Annotated in this window: 17 protein-coding genes; 9 read left to right on the top strand and 8 right to left on the bottom strand. The window is 40.8% G+C overall.

Annotation, left to right across the window (positions count from 1 at the left end; all coding sequences use genetic code 11):
- Positions 1-23: 23 nt before the first annotated feature.
- On the top strand, positions 24-602 hold the full coding sequence (locus MED121_RS22505) for a nitroreductase (protein ID WP_009836121.1): 579 nt from the start codon (positions 24-26) through the stop codon (positions 600-602).
- 138 nt (positions 603-740) lie between these two features.
- Here MED121_RS22505 and MED121_RS22500 read toward each other — a convergent pair whose 3' ends face one another.
- Positions 741-1,487 (bottom strand): thioesterase domain-containing protein, encoded by a 747-nt coding sequence (locus MED121_RS22500; protein ID WP_083789443.1) that lies wholly within the window; start codon positions 1,485-1,487, stop codon positions 741-743.
- Between the two features lie 283 nt (positions 1,488-1,770).
- Between MED121_RS22500 and MED121_RS22495 the strand changes: the two genes are divergently transcribed.
- The 5 genes from MED121_RS22495 (at position 1,771) to MED121_RS22475 (ending at position 8,017) form a co-directional block, all read left to right on the top strand.
- The gene (locus MED121_RS22495; protein ID WP_009836118.1) at positions 1,771-4,098 is read left to right on the top strand and encodes a TonB-dependent siderophore receptor; all 2,328 of its coding nucleotides are present in this window, start codon (positions 1,771-1,773) and stop codon (positions 4,096-4,098) included.
- A gap of 82 nt (positions 4,099-4,180) precedes the next feature.
- Positions 4,181-5,011, top strand: a complete 831-nt coding sequence (locus MED121_RS22490; RefSeq protein WP_009836117.1) for an ABC transporter ATP-binding protein — start codon at positions 4,181-4,183, stop codon at positions 5,009-5,011.
- A complete protein-coding gene (locus MED121_RS22485) occupies positions 5,004-6,020 on the top strand; it encodes an iron ABC transporter permease (protein WP_009836116.1) in 1,017 nt (338 codons plus the stop codon). The genes MED121_RS22490 and MED121_RS22485 overlap by 8 nt, the downstream gene beginning before the upstream one ends.
- A complete protein-coding gene (locus MED121_RS22480; RefSeq protein ID WP_009836115.1) occupies positions 6,017-7,078 on the top strand; it encodes an iron ABC transporter permease in 1,062 nt (353 codons plus the stop codon). Before MED121_RS22485 ends, MED121_RS22480 begins: the two co-directional genes overlap by 4 nt.
- 24 nt (positions 7,079-7,102) lie before the next feature.
- The gene (locus MED121_RS22475) at positions 7,103-8,017 is read left to right on the top strand and encodes an ABC transporter substrate-binding protein (RefSeq protein ID WP_009836114.1); all 915 of its coding nucleotides are present in this window, start codon (positions 7,103-7,105) and stop codon (positions 8,015-8,017) included.
- A gap of 289 nt (positions 8,018-8,306) precedes the next feature.
- Here the strand turns inward: MED121_RS22475 and MED121_RS22470 are convergent, their stop codons facing one another.
- The 3 genes from MED121_RS22470 to MED121_RS22460 form a co-directional block, all read right to left on the bottom strand.
- Positions 8,307-8,921: an OmpA family protein gene (locus tag MED121_RS22470; protein WP_009836113.1), complete on the bottom strand. Its 615-nt coding sequence runs from the start codon at positions 8,919-8,921 to the stop codon at positions 8,307-8,309.
- 250 nt (positions 8,922-9,171) lie between these two features.
- Complete coding sequence (locus tag MED121_RS22465) at positions 9,172-9,594, bottom strand: VOC family protein (protein ID WP_009836112.1); 423 nt, start codon at positions 9,592-9,594, stop codon at positions 9,172-9,174.
- 30 nt (positions 9,595-9,624) lie between these two features.
- Positions 9,625-9,942, bottom strand: coding sequence for a hypothetical protein (locus tag MED121_RS22460; RefSeq protein ID WP_009836111.1), 318 nt, complete (start codon positions 9,940-9,942; stop codon positions 9,625-9,627).
- A gap of 179 nt (positions 9,943-10,121) precedes the next feature.
- On the opposite strand from MED121_RS22460, the gene MED121_RS22455 reads away from it, so the two are divergent.
- Positions 10,122-11,153, top strand: a complete 1,032-nt coding sequence (locus MED121_RS22455; protein WP_036181709.1) for a nucleoid-associated protein — start codon at positions 10,122-10,124, stop codon at positions 11,151-11,153.
- Positions 11,154-11,156: 3 nt separating this feature from the next.
- Here the strand turns inward: MED121_RS22455 and MED121_RS22450 are convergent, their stop codons facing one another.
- Together MED121_RS22450 and MED121_RS24780 are read right to left on the bottom strand one after the other, a co-directional pair.
- Complete coding sequence (locus MED121_RS22450; RefSeq protein ID WP_009836109.1) at positions 11,157-11,810, bottom strand: HAD family phosphatase; 654 nt, start codon at positions 11,808-11,810, stop codon at positions 11,157-11,159.
- A 55-nt stretch (positions 11,811-11,865) separates the two neighbouring features.
- A complete protein-coding gene (locus MED121_RS24780; RefSeq protein ID WP_278043836.1) occupies positions 11,866-11,994 on the bottom strand; it encodes a hypothetical protein in 129 nt (42 codons plus the stop codon).
- A gap of 324 nt (positions 11,995-12,318) precedes the next feature.
- Here MED121_RS24780 and MED121_RS22440 point away from each other — a divergent pair, with 324 nt between their 5' ends.
- Entirely contained in the window at positions 12,319-12,798 is a 480-nt protein-coding gene (locus MED121_RS22440) for a DUF2947 family protein (protein ID WP_009836106.1), read from the top strand.
- Here the strand turns inward: MED121_RS22440 and MED121_RS22435 are convergent.
- Both MED121_RS22435 and MED121_RS22430 read right to left on the bottom strand, forming a co-directional pair.
- A complete protein-coding gene (locus MED121_RS22435; protein ID WP_036181705.1) occupies positions 12,795-13,511 on the bottom strand; it encodes a tRNA-uridine aminocarboxypropyltransferase in 717 nt (238 codons plus the stop codon). The two genes, MED121_RS22440 and MED121_RS22435, sit on opposite strands and share 4 nt — an antisense overlap.
- Positions 13,512-13,553: 42 nt before the next feature.
- Positions 13,554-15,395 (bottom strand): sigma-54-dependent Fis family transcriptional regulator, encoded by a 1,842-nt coding sequence (locus MED121_RS22430; protein WP_009836104.1) that lies wholly within the window; start codon positions 15,393-15,395, stop codon positions 13,554-13,556.
- Positions 15,396-15,907: 512 nt separating this feature from the next.
- Here MED121_RS22430 and MED121_RS22425 point away from each other — a divergent pair.
- The gene (locus tag MED121_RS22425) at positions 15,908-17,002 is read left to right on the top strand and encodes an ABC transporter ATP-binding protein (RefSeq protein WP_009836103.1); all 1,095 of its coding nucleotides are present in this window, start codon (positions 15,908-15,910) and stop codon (positions 17,000-17,002) included.
- Positions 17,003-17,115 lie beyond the last annotated feature (113 nt).

Below are 17,115 nucleotides of genomic sequence, written 5' to 3'. Positions count from 1 at the left end.
CCCTATGAGGAAGAAAGTGATAAATGGATGCTATTGAAACACTCATGAGCCGCCGCTCCTATGCGCGGGGCAACCTTATTGCCCCCGCGCCAGATAAGGCGCAAATTGAAACCATATTGCAAGCCGCTATGACAGTCCCTGATCATGGAAATTTAAAACCTTGGCGATTTATCCTAGTAAAAGGACAGGGGATTCAAGATCTGTCTATGCTGGTGAAAGAGAAATATTCAGCCAGTATGTCAAAAGAGCATCTTGACGCTTTTGTAAAGGAAATCGCCGCAGTACCCATGATGATCTTTGTGTGTTCTGCTCTTACTTTAGAGCATCATGTGCCCGTGTTGGACCAACAGCTTTCAGGTGCAGCGGCGTGTGAGCATATATTGTTAGCAGCTCATGCCCTTGGTTTTGCGGGAATTTGGCATACGTTAGCGTCTGATGATGCCTTGCGTTACCTTCTCAACTTAAAAGAGAAAGATGAGGTGTTAGGTGTCTTGTCTATTGGTACGCCGAAGAAGACAGCTAAAGCCAAGCGACACGCCTTTTCTGATTTTACTCAAACATGGGACAGTGAAAACGGCTTAACCGCTTGGAAGAACCTTTAGATTTTCTTGCTCTTTCTGTTTAATGTCTATGATGCACGCTAAAGAGCTTAGGGTGCATCAAGATTTTTCTTTTCAAAAACGTGTTAATTAGTGGCTATTCTTCTGAGCGATTAAGGTCATTTTCTTATCAAAGAAAAATCAAAGCGCGAGCTTATTCTTAAACCAGTCTAAAAATGATGCGTCTTGCAAATAAAAATGCCCCCCTTGAAATTCAAATTGTTCAAACGACAAATCCGAGTAAAGGCACCATTCTGATAAGGTGTCATAAGCGACTTGCGTATCTTCTTGCCCGCCTAATGCAGTGATAGGAACAGCTAGCATAGGGCGCTCTTTATGCTCCTGCTGAAACACGTAATCATCATGCAGCTTAAAGTCTGCGCGAATAATGGGTAGCAGTAATGCTTGAAACTCAATGTTGTTTAAGAACGCCTCGGGAGTGCCCCCCATCTCTTTTAATAAGGCCAGTAAACGTGAGTCATCTAAGTCACTTCTGCGTTCAGTTGAAGGTTTAAAGTGAGGCGCTTTTCTTGCTGAGACCCAAAGGTGTTGAGGGAGAGGGTGGTTTCGCTTTTTTAGCTCAAGGGTGACTTCCCAGCTGATGAGTGCACCAAGGCTATGACCAAAGATACTGAAATGAGTCATTTGGCTTTGCACTATCGTATCTGCAATCTCCAACGCTAGGGATTTTATGTCTTCAGCAAATGCTTCGGTAAATCGAGCGCCTCTGCCTGGGTATTCTACTGGGATTACTTGAATATTGTTAAGGTGCTGTTGCCATTCACGGTACATGGCAGCAGACCCGCCTGCACTCGGTAAACAAAACAAAGTGGGGAGAGTGTTTTGTATCTGTGTATTGATTGGAAAAACAGACGTGTGTTTTTGCATTTTACGCTATTGCTCCTAGATCGAGACTTTTAAGTTTTGTGATTTCATTTCTTTACTCATTGTCAAAATGAGCCCTAATTTATTCACTTTATGGTTTGTTATTCACTTTTGGGGTGGTTTGTCCCTGAGGCCTTATATTGTCTATATAAAAATTAACAAAGACAATAACTTAATTGTTGTTGACAATGGTGAGCGAAATGATAATAATTCCCATTATTGTAAATAATGAATTACATTAAAATTTTCTATAACTCTTACACATATTTATTGAAGGAATTAGTTCATGAAGAGAACGGTTTTGGCTCGTTTAATTGGTCGTGAAGTGCAACGTAATGTAATGCGAGCATCTATTTTATCTTTGTTTACTGTTCCTTTGGCAATGGCGGAAGAGAATACTGAAGACGTAAATGTTGAATTAACCCCTATCGTGGTTGAAGGCACGAAACTGAGTCGCTATGAGTTTGATGAAGCTGAGTCTGCGACTGGATTTGTGACTGACATTGATGACGTGCCTCGTACCATTCAAGTTATTCCTGAACAATTAATCTTAGATCAAAACGCCAAAGACCTTAATGATGTATTGTCGAACTCTGCGGCGGTTACTCGCTCTGATGGTTTTGGTGGCGCGGAAACAGAAGTCAATATTCGAGGTATGGGAAATGAATACCTGTTTTTAGACGGTAGCCCGGTGAGTACTCGATACAATATTGATGTTGCTAATATTGAAAGTGTTGAAGTGGTTCTTGGGCCTGCATCGATTTTACATGGACAAGTGAGTCCAGGTGGTCTTGTGAATGTGGTCACCAAAAAACCTCAGGAAGAAAGCGCCCATTCTGTTCAAATAGATGCGGATGAGTATGGAAAACAAAAGCTGACATTGGATAGTACAGGTTCTTTGTCAGAGACCACTCAGTATCGCATCGTCCTTAGTGGAGAAGACACGGAAACTTATCGTGAAGTAACAACAGAAGATGGCACTTTCAACACAGAGCGTAAGAGTTTAACGGTTTCGCCTTCTTTAACTTATACACCGGATGATCAAAATACCTTTACCTTACGTTTAAATCACTCGGAGCAAGAGCTGCCGATTGATCGTGGTACAGTCATGGTGGACGATGGCAGTGGTGATCTTTCTATTGCTGATATTCCTTATGAAAGAGCTTTGGGTTCTGAATATGATATCCGTGACACAACAGATGATCTGCTTCAATTTGATTGGGATTTTGAACTTGATAATGGCTGGACTAATAAGTTCAAAGTGGGCTATTACGAAAAAGAGCTTGATGACTATCAAACGCGTGGAGTTGCTGGTTTAAGTGATGGTACATCGCTTACTGCGGGTTCAAGTGTAACTGATATATTAACTAATAACTCAGATATCAATTTAAGCTCAGTACAAAGTAATAATTTATTGCTGCGTCGAACTGATTCTAACGAAATGGAGCTAAGTGATACTTTCTTCTCCGATAGCCTAACGGGTGATTATGAGTTAGGCGGGTTAGATAATACCCTCTATATCGGGGTAAATTATCATAGTCAAAAAGTAGATGAGACGGATGGAATAGCCTTGGTTGATATAGGAGGTGGAACTTATGCTATTAATGCGGATATTATCGATATTACAGATTCAGTCTCTGCTTCGAATTCCAAGCTTACGACAACGGATATTAGTAATAGCGACACAACGACCGATGAGCTTGGTTTGTCTATTCAGAACTTAACCTATGTCACAGATCGTTTAAATATCTTGGCGGGTGCTCGTTACGATTATTATAAGATTAAAGGTGATTACACGTCTTATTACACAACCAGTAATAGTTTGACCTACACAGAGGTTTCTGATCCTGAAGCGGTAGAAATTAATAGTTCAAATAGCCATATTAGTGGTCAGTTGGGTGCTACCTATGAGGTTTCAAATGACGTTTCTGTTTACGCTTCCTATGCAGAATCCTTCAAGCCTAACTTCCCTTCTGTTACAGAAGGGGTTTATAGCGGTGACTTCGACCCTGAAACGGCGAAACAAGTGGAAGTGGGTTTAAAATCCAGCATGCTTGATGACAAGCTTCGTTTAAGTGTTTCCGCATACGCATTAGAGCGTAAAAATGTGGCGACAGTTGATGGCAGCTTGAATACGGTTCTTAATGGTGAAACAGAAACCAGTGGTGTTGATGTAAGTGGTTCTATGCAATTTTTAGAAGGCTTAAATGTACTGGCTTCATACTCTTATATGGATGCAGAAATCATTGAATCTGATGATGGTGATGATAATGGTAATACACCATACAATATTCCTGACCATAAAATGCGTCTTTGGGGTTCTTACGAAATTAAAGGTGGTGACTTAGCTGGCTTAGGTTTTGGAATGGGTTCGGAATATGTTAGTAAGCGTTATGGTAATGATACCAACACCTTTAGCCTTCCAAGCTACACGGTTTATGAGGCATCAGTTTGGTATTACTTGCCTCTAGCTGATGAGACGCAATTACGACTTAATGCCGGTGTGAAAAACCTAACGGATGAAGTTTATTATACTGCCAGTGGTAGTAATACTTATCGAATCAGCCAAGGTGATCCTCGTACAATTTATGCGACAGCACGTATAGATTTCTAATATTTAAAAGCTAGGAAATACCGTATCAGTGCCACTTTTTAAGTGGCGCTGATTTTTTGTTTATATGAAATGGAACGTTTGAATGCTGGTTATTGAAAACCTAAATGCAGGCTACAAGAATAAACAGATTTTAAAAAACATTAATCTGACGCTACCTGATGGTGGCTTTATTACGTTAATGGGTGCCAATGGGTGCGGTAAAACGACCTTATTGCATTCTATCTCAGGTTTATTAAAGGTCACAAAGGGCGATGTTTTTTTGAATGAGACTAACTTGTTAGGGTTGAAACGCAAGGATGTCGCTCAAAGACTTGCTCTCTTACCACAAATCACTACGACACCTTCTGGTTTAACTGCTAGGGAGTTGATTATGCAAGGGCGCTTTCCTTGGCAGAACTGGTGGAAACAATGGTCAGATGTCGACGAAAAAGCAGTCAATGATGCGATTGAAGTGACCAATGTGGGGGATTATTTGGATTTGCCCCTAGAGCAACTTTCAGGAGGGCAGCAACAACGTTGTTGGATTGCTATGACGCTCGCACAAGATACGCCAGTTTTATTATTAGATGAACCGACAACTTATTTAGATGTGGCACATCAAGTTGAATTAATGAACCTGATTGCTTCCCTTAAATCCAAGGGTAAAACAATCATTGCGGTATTACACGACTTGAATCAGGCAGCGACCTATTCAGATTATCTTGTGATGATGAAAGAAGGCAAAGTTTTTACCCAAGGAAAAGTGAAAGAGGTGTTTACTAAAGAAAATTTAAGTTCGGTATTCGGTCTGAACGCTCATATCATCACTGATCCTTACAATGACACCCCTATTGCGCTGCCTGTGGTGACATCACCTGATAACCTGGCTCAAACAACCGATTTGAATAATAGGCAGCAAATGCATTATGCGTAGTACCGTGGAAACTCATCGTATGAGTGGCTTTCCAGTTGCTCGTGTAACTGGTGTTGTGCTACTACTTTTGGCGCTAGTTATTGCCGCATTTTTGCACCTTAGTCTGGGGGCAAAAGAGATTGATTGGATGACGGTCTGGCATGCCTTGTTCGACTATAACACTGCCGATATGGATCAGGTAATCATAAGGGAAAGTCGTCAGGCACGTCTGATTGTATCCGTGGTCGTGGGGGCGTCACTCGCCTTAGCGGGTGTAATGATGCAGGCGATCAGTAGTAATCCTTTAGCTGACCCAGGGTTGCTTGGAATTAACAGTGGTGCTGCATTTTTTGTGGTAGCTAGTTTGTTGTTTTTCCCTATGTTTGGTCAAGGATATGTCCCTGTTTTTGCTTTTTTAGGGGCTGCTTTTGCCGCACTGCTTGTGATGATGTTAAGTGGCTGGGAGCAGGGATCTGAGCGATTGGTGCTCGCAGGTGTCGTGGTAACCGCATTGTTCTCTGCTATGACCGCCATTTTATTGCTGATTGATCAACAAGGGCTTGAGAAAGTCAGGCATTGGTTAACGGGGGCGATTGGCGCATCTGACCTTAAAAAACTGCATTGGGTATACCCCTATTTAATTTGTGCCATGGTGGGTTGTTTTGCCCTTGTTCGCTCCCTAAATGCGTTTCATTTGGGGGAGCGTGTCGCAGCAAGTTTAGGCGTAAATGTTTTATTACTTAAAGTCAGTGGATTGGCTTTAGTGGTCGTCTTGTCTGGTTGTGTGGTGACTGTCGCAGGTCCTATTGGTTTTGTTGGATTGGTTGTGCCTCATGTCGCCAGGTTATTGGTAAGGAACAGCTATGCTTGGCTGTTTATCTATTCCTTATTGATAGGCACCTTGTTACTCATTTTGTCTGACATTGCCGCAAGAGTTGTGCTAAGTCCTTACGAAATTAATACGGGCATTATCACGGCTTTTGTCGGCTCTCCCGTCTTTATTGCGCTTGTGTTGGGGAGAATGAAGTGAAAAAAATATGGCTTTCTACTCGCTCAATTCAAATAAAGCTGTTTCCTAATGTGGGTGTTTATGCCCGTTCCAGTGATGTTTTTTGGTTAGCTTTTTTCTGTTTGTTTTTATTATTTCTCCTGCTTTGGGGTGCAGCAATAGGCAGCTATCAATTAAGTATTTTAAAAAGTTGGCAGATTATTATTGCGCCTGAATTGGCACCTGAAAAGCTGGTACGTGTGGTTTGGGAGTTTCGTTTACCGCGTTTGCTGGTGGCGGCTTTATGTGGCGCTGCACTTGCAATTGCGGGTGTGATTTTGCAATCCATCACGCGCAATGCACTGGCGTCACCGGGTCTCATTGGGGTCGAGGCGGGTGCAAGTGCCACCATGTTGGTTTTTGTGGTGATTGTTCCGGGTATCATTCCAATCTTCTTGTTACCCGTCTTTGCCATGATTGGCGGCTTTATTGTGGCTTCGTGTGTTTGGCTATTATCGTCATTGCGCGGTTATTCTCCCATTCGATTAGTGCTGATAGGTGTTGGCATTACTTCCATGTTAAGTGCGTTTTCAGAAATGCTGATTACCTATGGCGATATTGATTTTGTTGAGTCTGCTTTGATGTGGTTTGGGGGGAGTTTACACCAAGCCTCTTGGTCACAGGTGAAAGTCATGATGTTTTGGCTCTTGATAGCAGGCAGCTTAGCTTGGCTTTGCTTTAGAGAGCTTAACCTTTTAATTCTGGGGAATAAGGTCGCTTTTTCAAGAGGGGTTGATAATCGCAAAGCTTTACCTTTCTTGTTGTTTTTATGCGTCGCTTTGACATCTGCCTCTGTCGCAACAGCAGGGACGCTAACCTTTGTTGGCTTAATTGCACCTCATATAGCGCGACGTTTTTGTGCTAACCGTCATGGCGCTTTAATTCCTTTGTCTGCCGTCATCGGTGCTTGTTTAGTGGTATTAGGGGATTCATTGGGAAGGAGCATGTTTGCACCATTGCAATTGCCTGCTGGGCTTGTCTTGGTCTTAATCGGCGCACCTTATTTTATTGTATTAATTAGTCGTCTACGCAAAGCGTAGTTATTTTGTATAGGATGGAAAATAATGTTTAAACAGTTAGCGGTTGTTTGTGTTGGTTTGGTCGGACTGAGCTTGCAGGCAAAAGAAGTGCAAACCTTTGAAAACGAATATGGCAAAGTGGAGGTGCCAGTCGCGCCTGAATGTGTGGTGTCATTACATGACTTCAGCTTGACTATTCAGTTATTTGAACTGGGTGTTCAACCTTGTGGCTCTGTTGCTCGAAAAAGACTATGGTCTGACCCTATTTTTAGAGGTGTCCAACACCGTTTTAATACTGAAGGTTTAACCTATGTCGGTAGTCATAAGTCACCGGACGAAGAGGCGATAGCCGTACTTGAACCTGATTTAATTGTTGGTCTTTCTTTCCAAAGTAAGTTTAAAGCTAAGTTAGATCAAATTGCACCTGTGGTTATTCTGCCAACTAAAAAGAAAACGATTAAAGAGTGGGCGCGCCAGCTCGCAGAGTTGACGGGTAAATCTGACCGCTTTGAAGATCAGCAAAAAGAATACGATTGGATCATCAGTGAATTTAAGCGTCTAGTGCCAGAACCAGAGAAGATTACAGTGACGACATTGGAGATATATGAAGATAATTTCCAGCTTATTGGTCGCGGTGGATTAGACGAAGTCATTGCCGATATGGGCTTAGGTCGACCTCAAGGTTATTTGGATGCTAAACAAGGCATAAACTATAGCTTAGAACGTATTAGCGATATGGATGCGGATATCATTATCGACACTTATGAGCCTATGTTAGACAGCAGAGAGGATACAGAAGATTTTCGTAATTCGGCCCAATGGAAAAACTTATTTGCCGTTAAAAATGACCAATTCTTATATTTAAATCGAAGTCGATATGGGGATTCTATGGGCGGACTCATTGGATCTGCTTACCTGCTTCTTTCTCATGTGGCTGAGAGAGATTTTAAAAAGCAATAATCTAGTGAGTCATATTGCTATAGACTCAGTTTTTTGTGCGAGTAAAGGTTGTTAGAAGAGCCAAATGGGGTTTTCTTAATTAGTTAGCTAGCTAGTTTTGAACGTCTTATTTAGGCTCTTTTTTTGTTTTCATTAGAGGCTAAATAGGTAAATGAATCGCTTAAGTAATTGGTTATGCATCAATAACCCCATTACTTTTCAGATTAAATCAGAACGTTTTTCTATGAAAGTGTCTTGTGTTGGCAGAAGTGAAGAGGGGGAGTGTGCTGTAAGGGCTAAACCTTTTGGATTATCGTTTAGTGAGCGCTGTTTTGTTTTCTTCATCAACGCTATAGATGGTCCAGCGTTTGAGTGAGGCTGTTTGTCTTGAGAATACTTCTGCCACGACCCTTCTATTTGCTTCACGTCCAGAGTGGGTTTCATTGCTTGCAATGGGGCTAGTTTCACCAAAGCCTTTTGCTTGAACTCTGTTAGGGGCAATTTTGAATTTATCCGTTATCACAGCGGCAATGGCTGACGCTCTTTGAAATGACAAGGTTTGATTGCTGGTTTTTGAACCAACATTGTCTGTATGACCTTCAATGATGACAGAACTGGCTGGATTTTTTTTAAGGAAGCTGGCTAATTCTCTAAGCTCGCTATAAAACGCAGGTTTCACCTCATGCTTGCCAGTGTCGAACAAAACTTTAAGTTCAACCGATAGCAGTTTGGTACTTTTTTGGCTGCAACCATAATGGTCAACATTAGTACCATAAAGTGTATCTTTACATTTGTCCCTAACATCAATGACACCGTCTTTATCTGCATCTGCTAGGCGCGCACGAACCTTGTCCCCATAAAGGGAACCGGCATGTATCTGAGAACAGATAATTAGCGCTAACAATGCAAGAAGGTGTTTTCTCATAGAGCCTCAAGTTATTAAAATTGCAGATAAATCCCCATTTATCATACTTGTATCATAAATCATTCTGACGTTGATTTTTATGTGAAATTTGTAGCAAATAAGACAATTTCAAACTTCTTTGTTAACCAAGTGTAACTAGGAAGAGATAAAGGATAAAAAGCTTATACTTTATGTAATTGAAAGTGGGTTATGTAAGAGCAGATATGTCAGAAGAGAGTGGCTTAAGTGCCACTCTCCTTTGAACTAGGTATTACCAAGAACCTGTATTTTGCATAGATTGCCAAGGCTCAATAGGCGCCAAAGCATCGCCTTCTTGGAGCAACTCGATTGAAATGCCATTGGGGTCTTTAACAAATGCCATATGACCATCTCTTGGTGGGCGCAAAATAATGACACCCATATCACTGAGTGTTTGGCAGGTTTTATAAATGTCTGACACGCTAAAGGCTAAGTGGCCAAAATTATCGCCATTGCTATAGCGTCTATCATCCCAGTTATGGGTTAATTCAACCTCTGGCGCGCCTTGCTCTGTCGCATAGTAAATAAGCGAAAACTTGCCTTCTTCACTATCGTATTGTTTTGTTTTGATTAAGCCTAAGCCTTTAGTATAAAACTCGTGGCTTTTTTCAGGATGAGAGGTTCGCAGCATAGCGTGTAAATATTTGATGCTCATTATTCATTTCCTTACATCAGATTGAGGCACTTATTCTTCTTCCCAGTGCCAGCGAATGGGGTCGCCGAAGTCATCATATACAATCACTTTTTTGCGGCGTTTTTGGATGTGTGTATTGGCTTTAGGTCCAGCTTTTCGTTTTTGCATTTCAGCCACCACATGCGTAAGAGGGGTTCTTTCCTGTCTTGGTTCACCAAAACCTATGTGACTTGTATTGTACTTGCCATCAACTAAGCCAGACTCACCCATATCGGCATGCTGTATTTCACCTTTAGACTTTAAAAAAGCATCTATTTGATTCGCAATTTCTTGTCTGGTTTCCTTTTTAGTTGGCTTGGGTTTTACCATAATAAAGGGATGAGCTCCGCAAAAGGTTTCATATTTTAAGTCATTGTTTAACTGATTCCCTAATCAAATAGCTAACTCTTTGATTAAATTAGAACAGTTTAAATTATTTAACTAGATAGATTGGCATGAATGCCGCAAAATACAAGGCTAATCAAACAGAATACTTTAAGAGGCTAATAGTGTCTATTTCGAACCTCATTGTTCATGAAATTCAAAAAAACGGTGCCAATGATAAAGCGCTTTTAATTGCACGCCCAGAAGAAATGCAAGTGGATGATCAGGCTATGGCCTTATCCCAAAAAATTAATGACTTATTTAATCGTTCTGGGATGAATACTGGCCGTTTTAGTAACCCTGAAGGCAGTGATGAAGGTTCTCAGTTACCTGGCTTATTAACGAAGCATTTTAATGGTACCGAGTTTGATGACTTTGTGGGTTTCAGTAAGGCTTGCGCTGCTGAATATGTCAGACACCTAGAGCCTGTTGAAGATGTTGAAGGTGGTCTTTTGTGGTTGCATCATTATCAGGTGCAAGATACCAGCTTTTTGCTGGTGGTATTGTTAAAGAGAAAACAGGGGGTTGTGCTGAATGCGGATTTAAGTCTTGAGCAGATTAACCAAATAGAAATGGATAAATTACATATGGCGATGCGTATTAATTTATCTGCTTGGAAAGCGCAAGATGAAGCCCGTTACATTGCTTTTCGTTTTGGTCGTGCTCCGCGACATGAAAGCGATTATTTTACCGCATTTATTGGTTGTAATGAGCCGGCCGCGGCCGCTAAAGAGACCCGTAAACTAGTGGATTTGACCTCTGCATTTTGTCAGGAAATGAATGTGCCACAAAAAGCGGCGGTTGAGCTAAAGCGAGTTGTGGCTGATCGATGTCTTGAAAAAGTAGAAGATAAAGAGCCGATTGAGCTTAAGCAAATTGCCGCTGAAATTGAAACGCAATTCTCAGCTGAACAGGCCAGTAAGTTTCTAGACCTTGCTGCTTCAGAAAGCTTCAATCTTGAAAAAGAAATTTTTGTTGAAAAAGCGGCATTAAAGAAATTGACTCGTTATTCTGGCAGTAATAAAACTTTAACCTTGAGCTTTGACAGTGACCTGTTAGGAGAGAGCATCTCGTTTAACGAAGCGACGCAATCTTTAACCATTAATGACTTGCCTAGAAGCTTACTAAAGCAATTGCAAAAGGATTTAGCTAAGTAGGTTTTAATAATATAAATGAAGTTGGTTCAAGTGGTGTCTTAAGGCTTTCATAGAGTCAAAACACTTGCTTGCACCAGCTTTAAGTTGCTTCTCTTTATCCATTTTTTCACTGTAGGCATAAACCGTCATTCCAGCTCGTACTCCTGCCTGGATGCCTGCTGGCGAGTCTTCAATAACAAGGCAGTCCTTCGCTGACACCTGCAAGCTCTCTGCTGCCAAAAGGTATATCTCTGGGGAAGGCTTAGCATGTGTGACATCATTTACGCAGAATCGTTGATTAAATACACTGGTAAGGCCAATTTTAGCCAGTTTAAATTCCATTTCTTGTCGCTGAGCATTGGTTGCCATCGCCACTAAAGGCCTTAAATTATCAAGTAATTCAGGAATACCTTGTATCGGGTCGAGATGTTTTGCGATAGCAGCTTGAAAGTCAGCTTTATAGTCTTCTTTGAAAGAAGGGGGCAGCTCTCTGGTTAATAATGCTTTTATTTTTTCAAGGTTATGATCTGTTGTATAGCCAGTAAACTCAGCTTGAACATATTGATCTGAAAGCACTAAACCCAATTGCGCTAATTTAGATTGCATGATGTGATTCGCTATCGACTCTGTGTCAACAATCACGCCGTCACAATCAAAAATGATGGCTTTAAAGGTCACCTTTTTCTCCCATTTATCTATTGATACAAGAGTGGTGAGTTTAACCCGTCAAATATTACTTTGTAATGAAATCTAATTTATTGATTTTGTTAAAAAGTTCAATTTTAGAATCTAAATCAACAGGGCTCTGCATGGTCAAATCGCTCAATTTTTCAGGGCTTGTCATCGCTTTTTTAAATTTCACTGCATACTCTTTTAGAGCGGAGAACAGGGTAAATGTGGTTGAGTTATAAATTTCTGTGCTCGAAAGGTTGTTCATTATGTTTCAATCTCTTGGGTGTTAATGTCAATGCGTGCAGTATAAAAGTCAAATAAGAAGGGGACAAACGATGCTTCTTCATCAAATTGGTGAAAATAATTCATCTATCAGCTTGTAGATGACGTGAGGATAAAAGGCGTGCGCACTTATGTTAAAAATGACCGATTTGCTGTATCTTATAGGGAATACATTGTGTGATTCGAATTGACTGAAATTCGCCCTCTAAATTGTTAGGAAACCAAATTCTAAATGCCTTACCAACCCCTTGATGGCTTTGCGAAAGCCTGGATATTCAAACGCTCAGACCCCTTTATCCAACCCGAAGATCTTGTTCAAATAAAACCTTTTACTGAACTTAGGGCAAATCAAGTATGGCGTGACTATATTAGTCAAGAGCGCACTCATCCTGATCATCTTAATCAAAAGGATTGGTCTCAAGACCCAGAGGCCATTGGCCTTAATTTGGATTGGCAAACCCGCTGGGAATCTGATGATGAACCACTGCCTGACGAGGTATTAGCGCATTTAGAGAACTGGCAAGACGACAATATTATTTATTTCTGTTATCACCAAGATGATGTGATTGAAACAAGCTATGGTGTATTTAAACGTAGTTGGAAGAATTTCCTTTTCTTTGATAATGGCCCACTTCTGTTAGGTAAAAAGAAGAAGCAAGCGGTTCAATTCTTCAGTGATGGTACCTGTACCTTACTATCAAAAAAGCCTTAAACATTCACTTTCATCTGTCCCGACCTTTTACGACTTTTCAAGCAGTGCTGATTGAAAGTGGCATTGTATTGCATGAGTTGGCTGGCTTCATTTTGATGGCCAAGGGCATTTATTGCCATGGCCGTCACTTCTGCTGTAGCAAACTGCATGTCATGCTTGGCATGGCGCACTAAGAAGGCTTTTTGCTTTTCCATATTAATGTTCAAACAAGGGTAGCCTCTTAACCATTTGCTTAAGTGAAACATCTTACTGGCCTGTTTCCAGGTCGCATCAAATAAAATAAGGGTCATCTTTTTATTTGTGCTAGTACTTGCTTGAGATTGAATTGTAAATGAGATGTTTTTGTTATCCGTATCTGGAAAAAGTAAAACAACCTCTCTATTTTTTTCGTTTAAAAGCTCAAGTAGCTTAGGTTCTGGGTCTTTGCGCGACCATAAAAAAGCATGGGTTTGTCGTGGAAATAGGTCTGCAATTAAGCGGCCACTATTAGTTGGTTTATGAATTTCATCCCTATGGTACAAGAGCACGATTTCAATCGGTAAGTTGGTTTCAACTCTGGCATCACAAAAACAGGCATCATGGGCCATTAGACAAGAGGGGCAGCGTGTAAGGCTTGCTCCTCTAGCTAGAAAGGGGCGGGTTGATATGGACTGGCAGTATTGCCTCAAATAATCAACCTGATGCAGATTAAAGCGTATTTTAGAGTCTGTCATAGGAGAGAGTGCGCCAAGAAAATCGGCTATTATGAGGCAAGATTATTTTAAGTCTAGCTCTCTTAGCTTTTTATACAGGGTGTTACGACTGATGTTCAGTGCTTTTGCCGTGCGTGAAACATTCCTATCATTGGCTTCAAAAACAGCTAACCAATTGTCTTGTTTGCCCGAAGGCTGGTGATCAAAGGTCTCATCTTCTTTTATTTGCTGCTCTTCTTCAACTTCATTAATAAAGTCATCAGGTAAATCAATTAACTGGATGCTTTGTCCATCAGACATGATTTCAGCAATTTGTAGCACACTAACCAGCTGACGAATATTGCCCGGCCATGAGTATTGGCTAAATAACTTAGTCACATTGGCGGATAGAAGAGGTGCAACGTTTGCCTCTGAATAATGGTTAAGCACCTGTTGAAATAACAGCTGTTTGTCTTCACGCTCTCTTAGGGCAGGTATTGAAATATTTAAACCAGAAACACGATAAAAGAGGTCTTGTCTAAATTCTCCAATGGCAACGCTATTCTTTAGGCTTTTGTGAGTCGCAGAGATTAATCTGACATCCACTGAATAGTTTTCTGTACTGCCTAAGGGAGTAACTTGTCTTTCTTGCAACACTCTGAGAAGGCGAGCTTGCACATTGTGGGGCATATCGCCTAATTCATCTAAGAAGAGGGTGCCTTTGTGGGCTTTGCGAATGAGTCCAATAGAACCTTTATTATTGGCACCCGTAAAGGCGCCTTTTTCATAACCAAATAATTCTGATTCAACCAAGTCAGCTGGGATAGCGGCGCAATTGAGTGCAACTAACGGCATTTGTGCTCGACTGCTTGAATTATGTAATGCTTTAACAAATACCTCTTTACCAACGCCTGTCTCTCCGTGAATCAGAATAGGAATGTCTTTTTCAATCACACGGCTGGCTTGATCTATTGCACGTTTTAATTTGCTATCTCCCAAATTAATGCTTTCAAGCGTGAATGTCTGCTTGTTTGTTTTTTGCTGTTTACGAAAATCAAGTTCCCGTGGCTTAGGTTTATTAGGGCGTTTTAACATGCCATAAACCCGAAACTTATTGCAGGCCACTAAATCTAGGGGGAGTTCTTCTGGGTGGCTTTTAAGCTCTCTTAAACTGATGTTTAAAATGCTTTCGATATTGAGTAGGGCAAGGTCTTGGGCTAATAAAAGTTCAGCACGGCGATTCGCCGAGATAATAGAGCCTTCTTCGTTAAATACAATCAGGCCAGACCATTGGCTGTCGAGAATATCCAGGTTGGTATTAAAGGTCAGGGTAAAAGCTTCGTCTTTGAACATGGAAATGATCAATCGATTTTCAACCGATTGGGTCATCATTTTTACCATACCAAGGGTGTGAGCTTGGGGCAGATAGGCATCGCTTGAGACGTCAATTACGCCAACTAACTCTCGGTTAACATCATAGATAGGGGCGGCTGACCCCACCATAAAACGGTTGGCCTTTAAGAAATGTTCATCCCTTTCTATTTGTACGGGTTGCCCTGTTGCCAGTGCAGTCCCTATGGCATTAGTACCGAGTGATCTTTCTTGCCATGCAACGCCTTGTTCAAACATTGCCTTACGTTCAGAGTTCATAAAACGTTGGTCGCCCCAAGAATCTAGGACCCGACCAGAATGATCCGCTAACATGATTAGGCATTCAGTATTGGACAATATGTGTTCATAGTAGGGTAACACTTCTGTGTGCGTGGTATGAACAAGGTAATTATTGGCTTCAACAATATCAGATATAACGTCAGCTTGAGGACGATTGATGTTGATCTCACTGCTGTGGGTTAAACCATAGGTTCGACACCTATCCCAAGAGTTATCAATGATTTCCTGATGTGATTCAGGTTTTTCAGTAGCCATTTTTATTCTGCCTTAAGCGTTGATAGCAGTTTTTTATTATCATTTCACTAAGTCCATTTACTGAATTAGTTTGAACAGTGTCTCTTTTGTGAGTGTTCAGTGTCAACTGTTCAAAAATGAACAATTATACAAGATGTGAACACTATTAAGGGCATCTTTTTCACCATTAAACTTCTTTATTTGTTACTTTTTTTAATGAGGATAAAAATGAATCCATTGCTAATTTTGGGTGGGTTAGGTACTTTTGTGCGTCAATTTCAATCACTCATACTTGGTGTGAGGTGATTAAATAAGCAGTAATGGCTAAGTTTAAATTGAACCTTTACCTTCTTAGAATGAAAGAAAGGCTTAAATTAACGGGTTCTGACTGTGTTCTGACTGTGTTCTGTTTAGTGTCTAGAGCCATGCTTAGTAGATGATTTGGTGGTTAGCTATAACTTGCCGTGATGACATATAAGCTTTAGTAGACGTGGCTTAATTTCATTTTCCTAAAACTAAGGATAAACACCTGAATGGCAGAAATTGAGTTAAAGAATATTGCGCACACTTATAATGCATCTCAGTTTAAAGACTCAAATGTAGAGGACTTTGTTATCCATGCAATGGATCATGTATGGGAAGATGGTGGTGCTTATGCTTTATTAGGCCCCTCTGGTTGTGGTAAATCGACCCTATTAAATATCATTTCTGGTTTGCTTCAACCCTCCCAGGGAGACGTTTTATTTAATCAGGAGTCCGTTAACCAAGTGCCGCCTGAAGCGAGAAATATTGCCCAAGTTTTTCAGTTTCCTGTGGTGTATGACACCATGTCAGTCTTTGATAATTTAGCCTTTCCCTTACGTAATGCTGGCATGCATGAATCTAAAGTCAGGTCTAAGGTCAATGAAACCGCTGAATTATTGGAACTGCATCATGTTTTAAATAAAAGAGCGAAAAATCTCACTGCTGACGAAAAGCAAAAAGTGTCCATGGGAAGAGGTCTGGTTCGTGATGATGTCTCTGCGATTTTATTTGATGAACCATTAACTGTGATTGATCCTGCTTTAAAGTGGAAGTTACGTCGTAAGCTTAAGCAAATTCATGGCAAATTTAATATCACCATGATTTATGTAACCCATGATCAGTTAGAAGCCTCCACATTTGCTGACAAAATTGCGGTGATGTACGAAGGTAAGATAGTGCAATTTGGTACACCAAAAGCCTTGTTCGAAAACCCTGCTCACACCTTTGTTGGGCATTTTATTGGTAGCCCAGGGATGAATATCTTTCCCGCAAAATTAAACTCCATGGGGGTTTCAATTGGACAGCATCATTTACCCTTAGAGCAAGCGGTTCTTAATCGCCTCAATAAGCGTGAATATCAAAGTTTGAAAGTGGGAATTCGTCCAGAGTTTGTGCATGTTTGGGATAACGCCTATGAGGATGCTCTTTTATGCGATGTTGTCCGTTGTGATAATATGGGCACCTATAAGCTATTACATCTCACCATGTCCGGTTTGTCATTTATAGCGAGGTTAAGGGAGGAGCAAGCCGTGCCAAAACAACAGGCCTATGTGAGCTTTCCTCAGCAATGGCTCAAGGTATATCTTGATGACTATCTATTATAAGTGATATGAATTTATACGTTTCTTTTTGTGCATTGTGCACGTTTATGTGGCAACAAATTGTAAGTAAAACGATCTAATAATGATAAATATGCAAATAAAAAGGAATCAATCTT

Source organism: Marinomonas sp. MED121 (assembly GCF_000153025.1).
Lineage (GTDB): Bacteria > Pseudomonadota > Gammaproteobacteria > Pseudomonadales > Marinomonadaceae > Marinomonas.
Note: the sequence above shows the minus strand (reverse complement) of the source record. Positions and strands in the feature narration are given on the sequence as shown.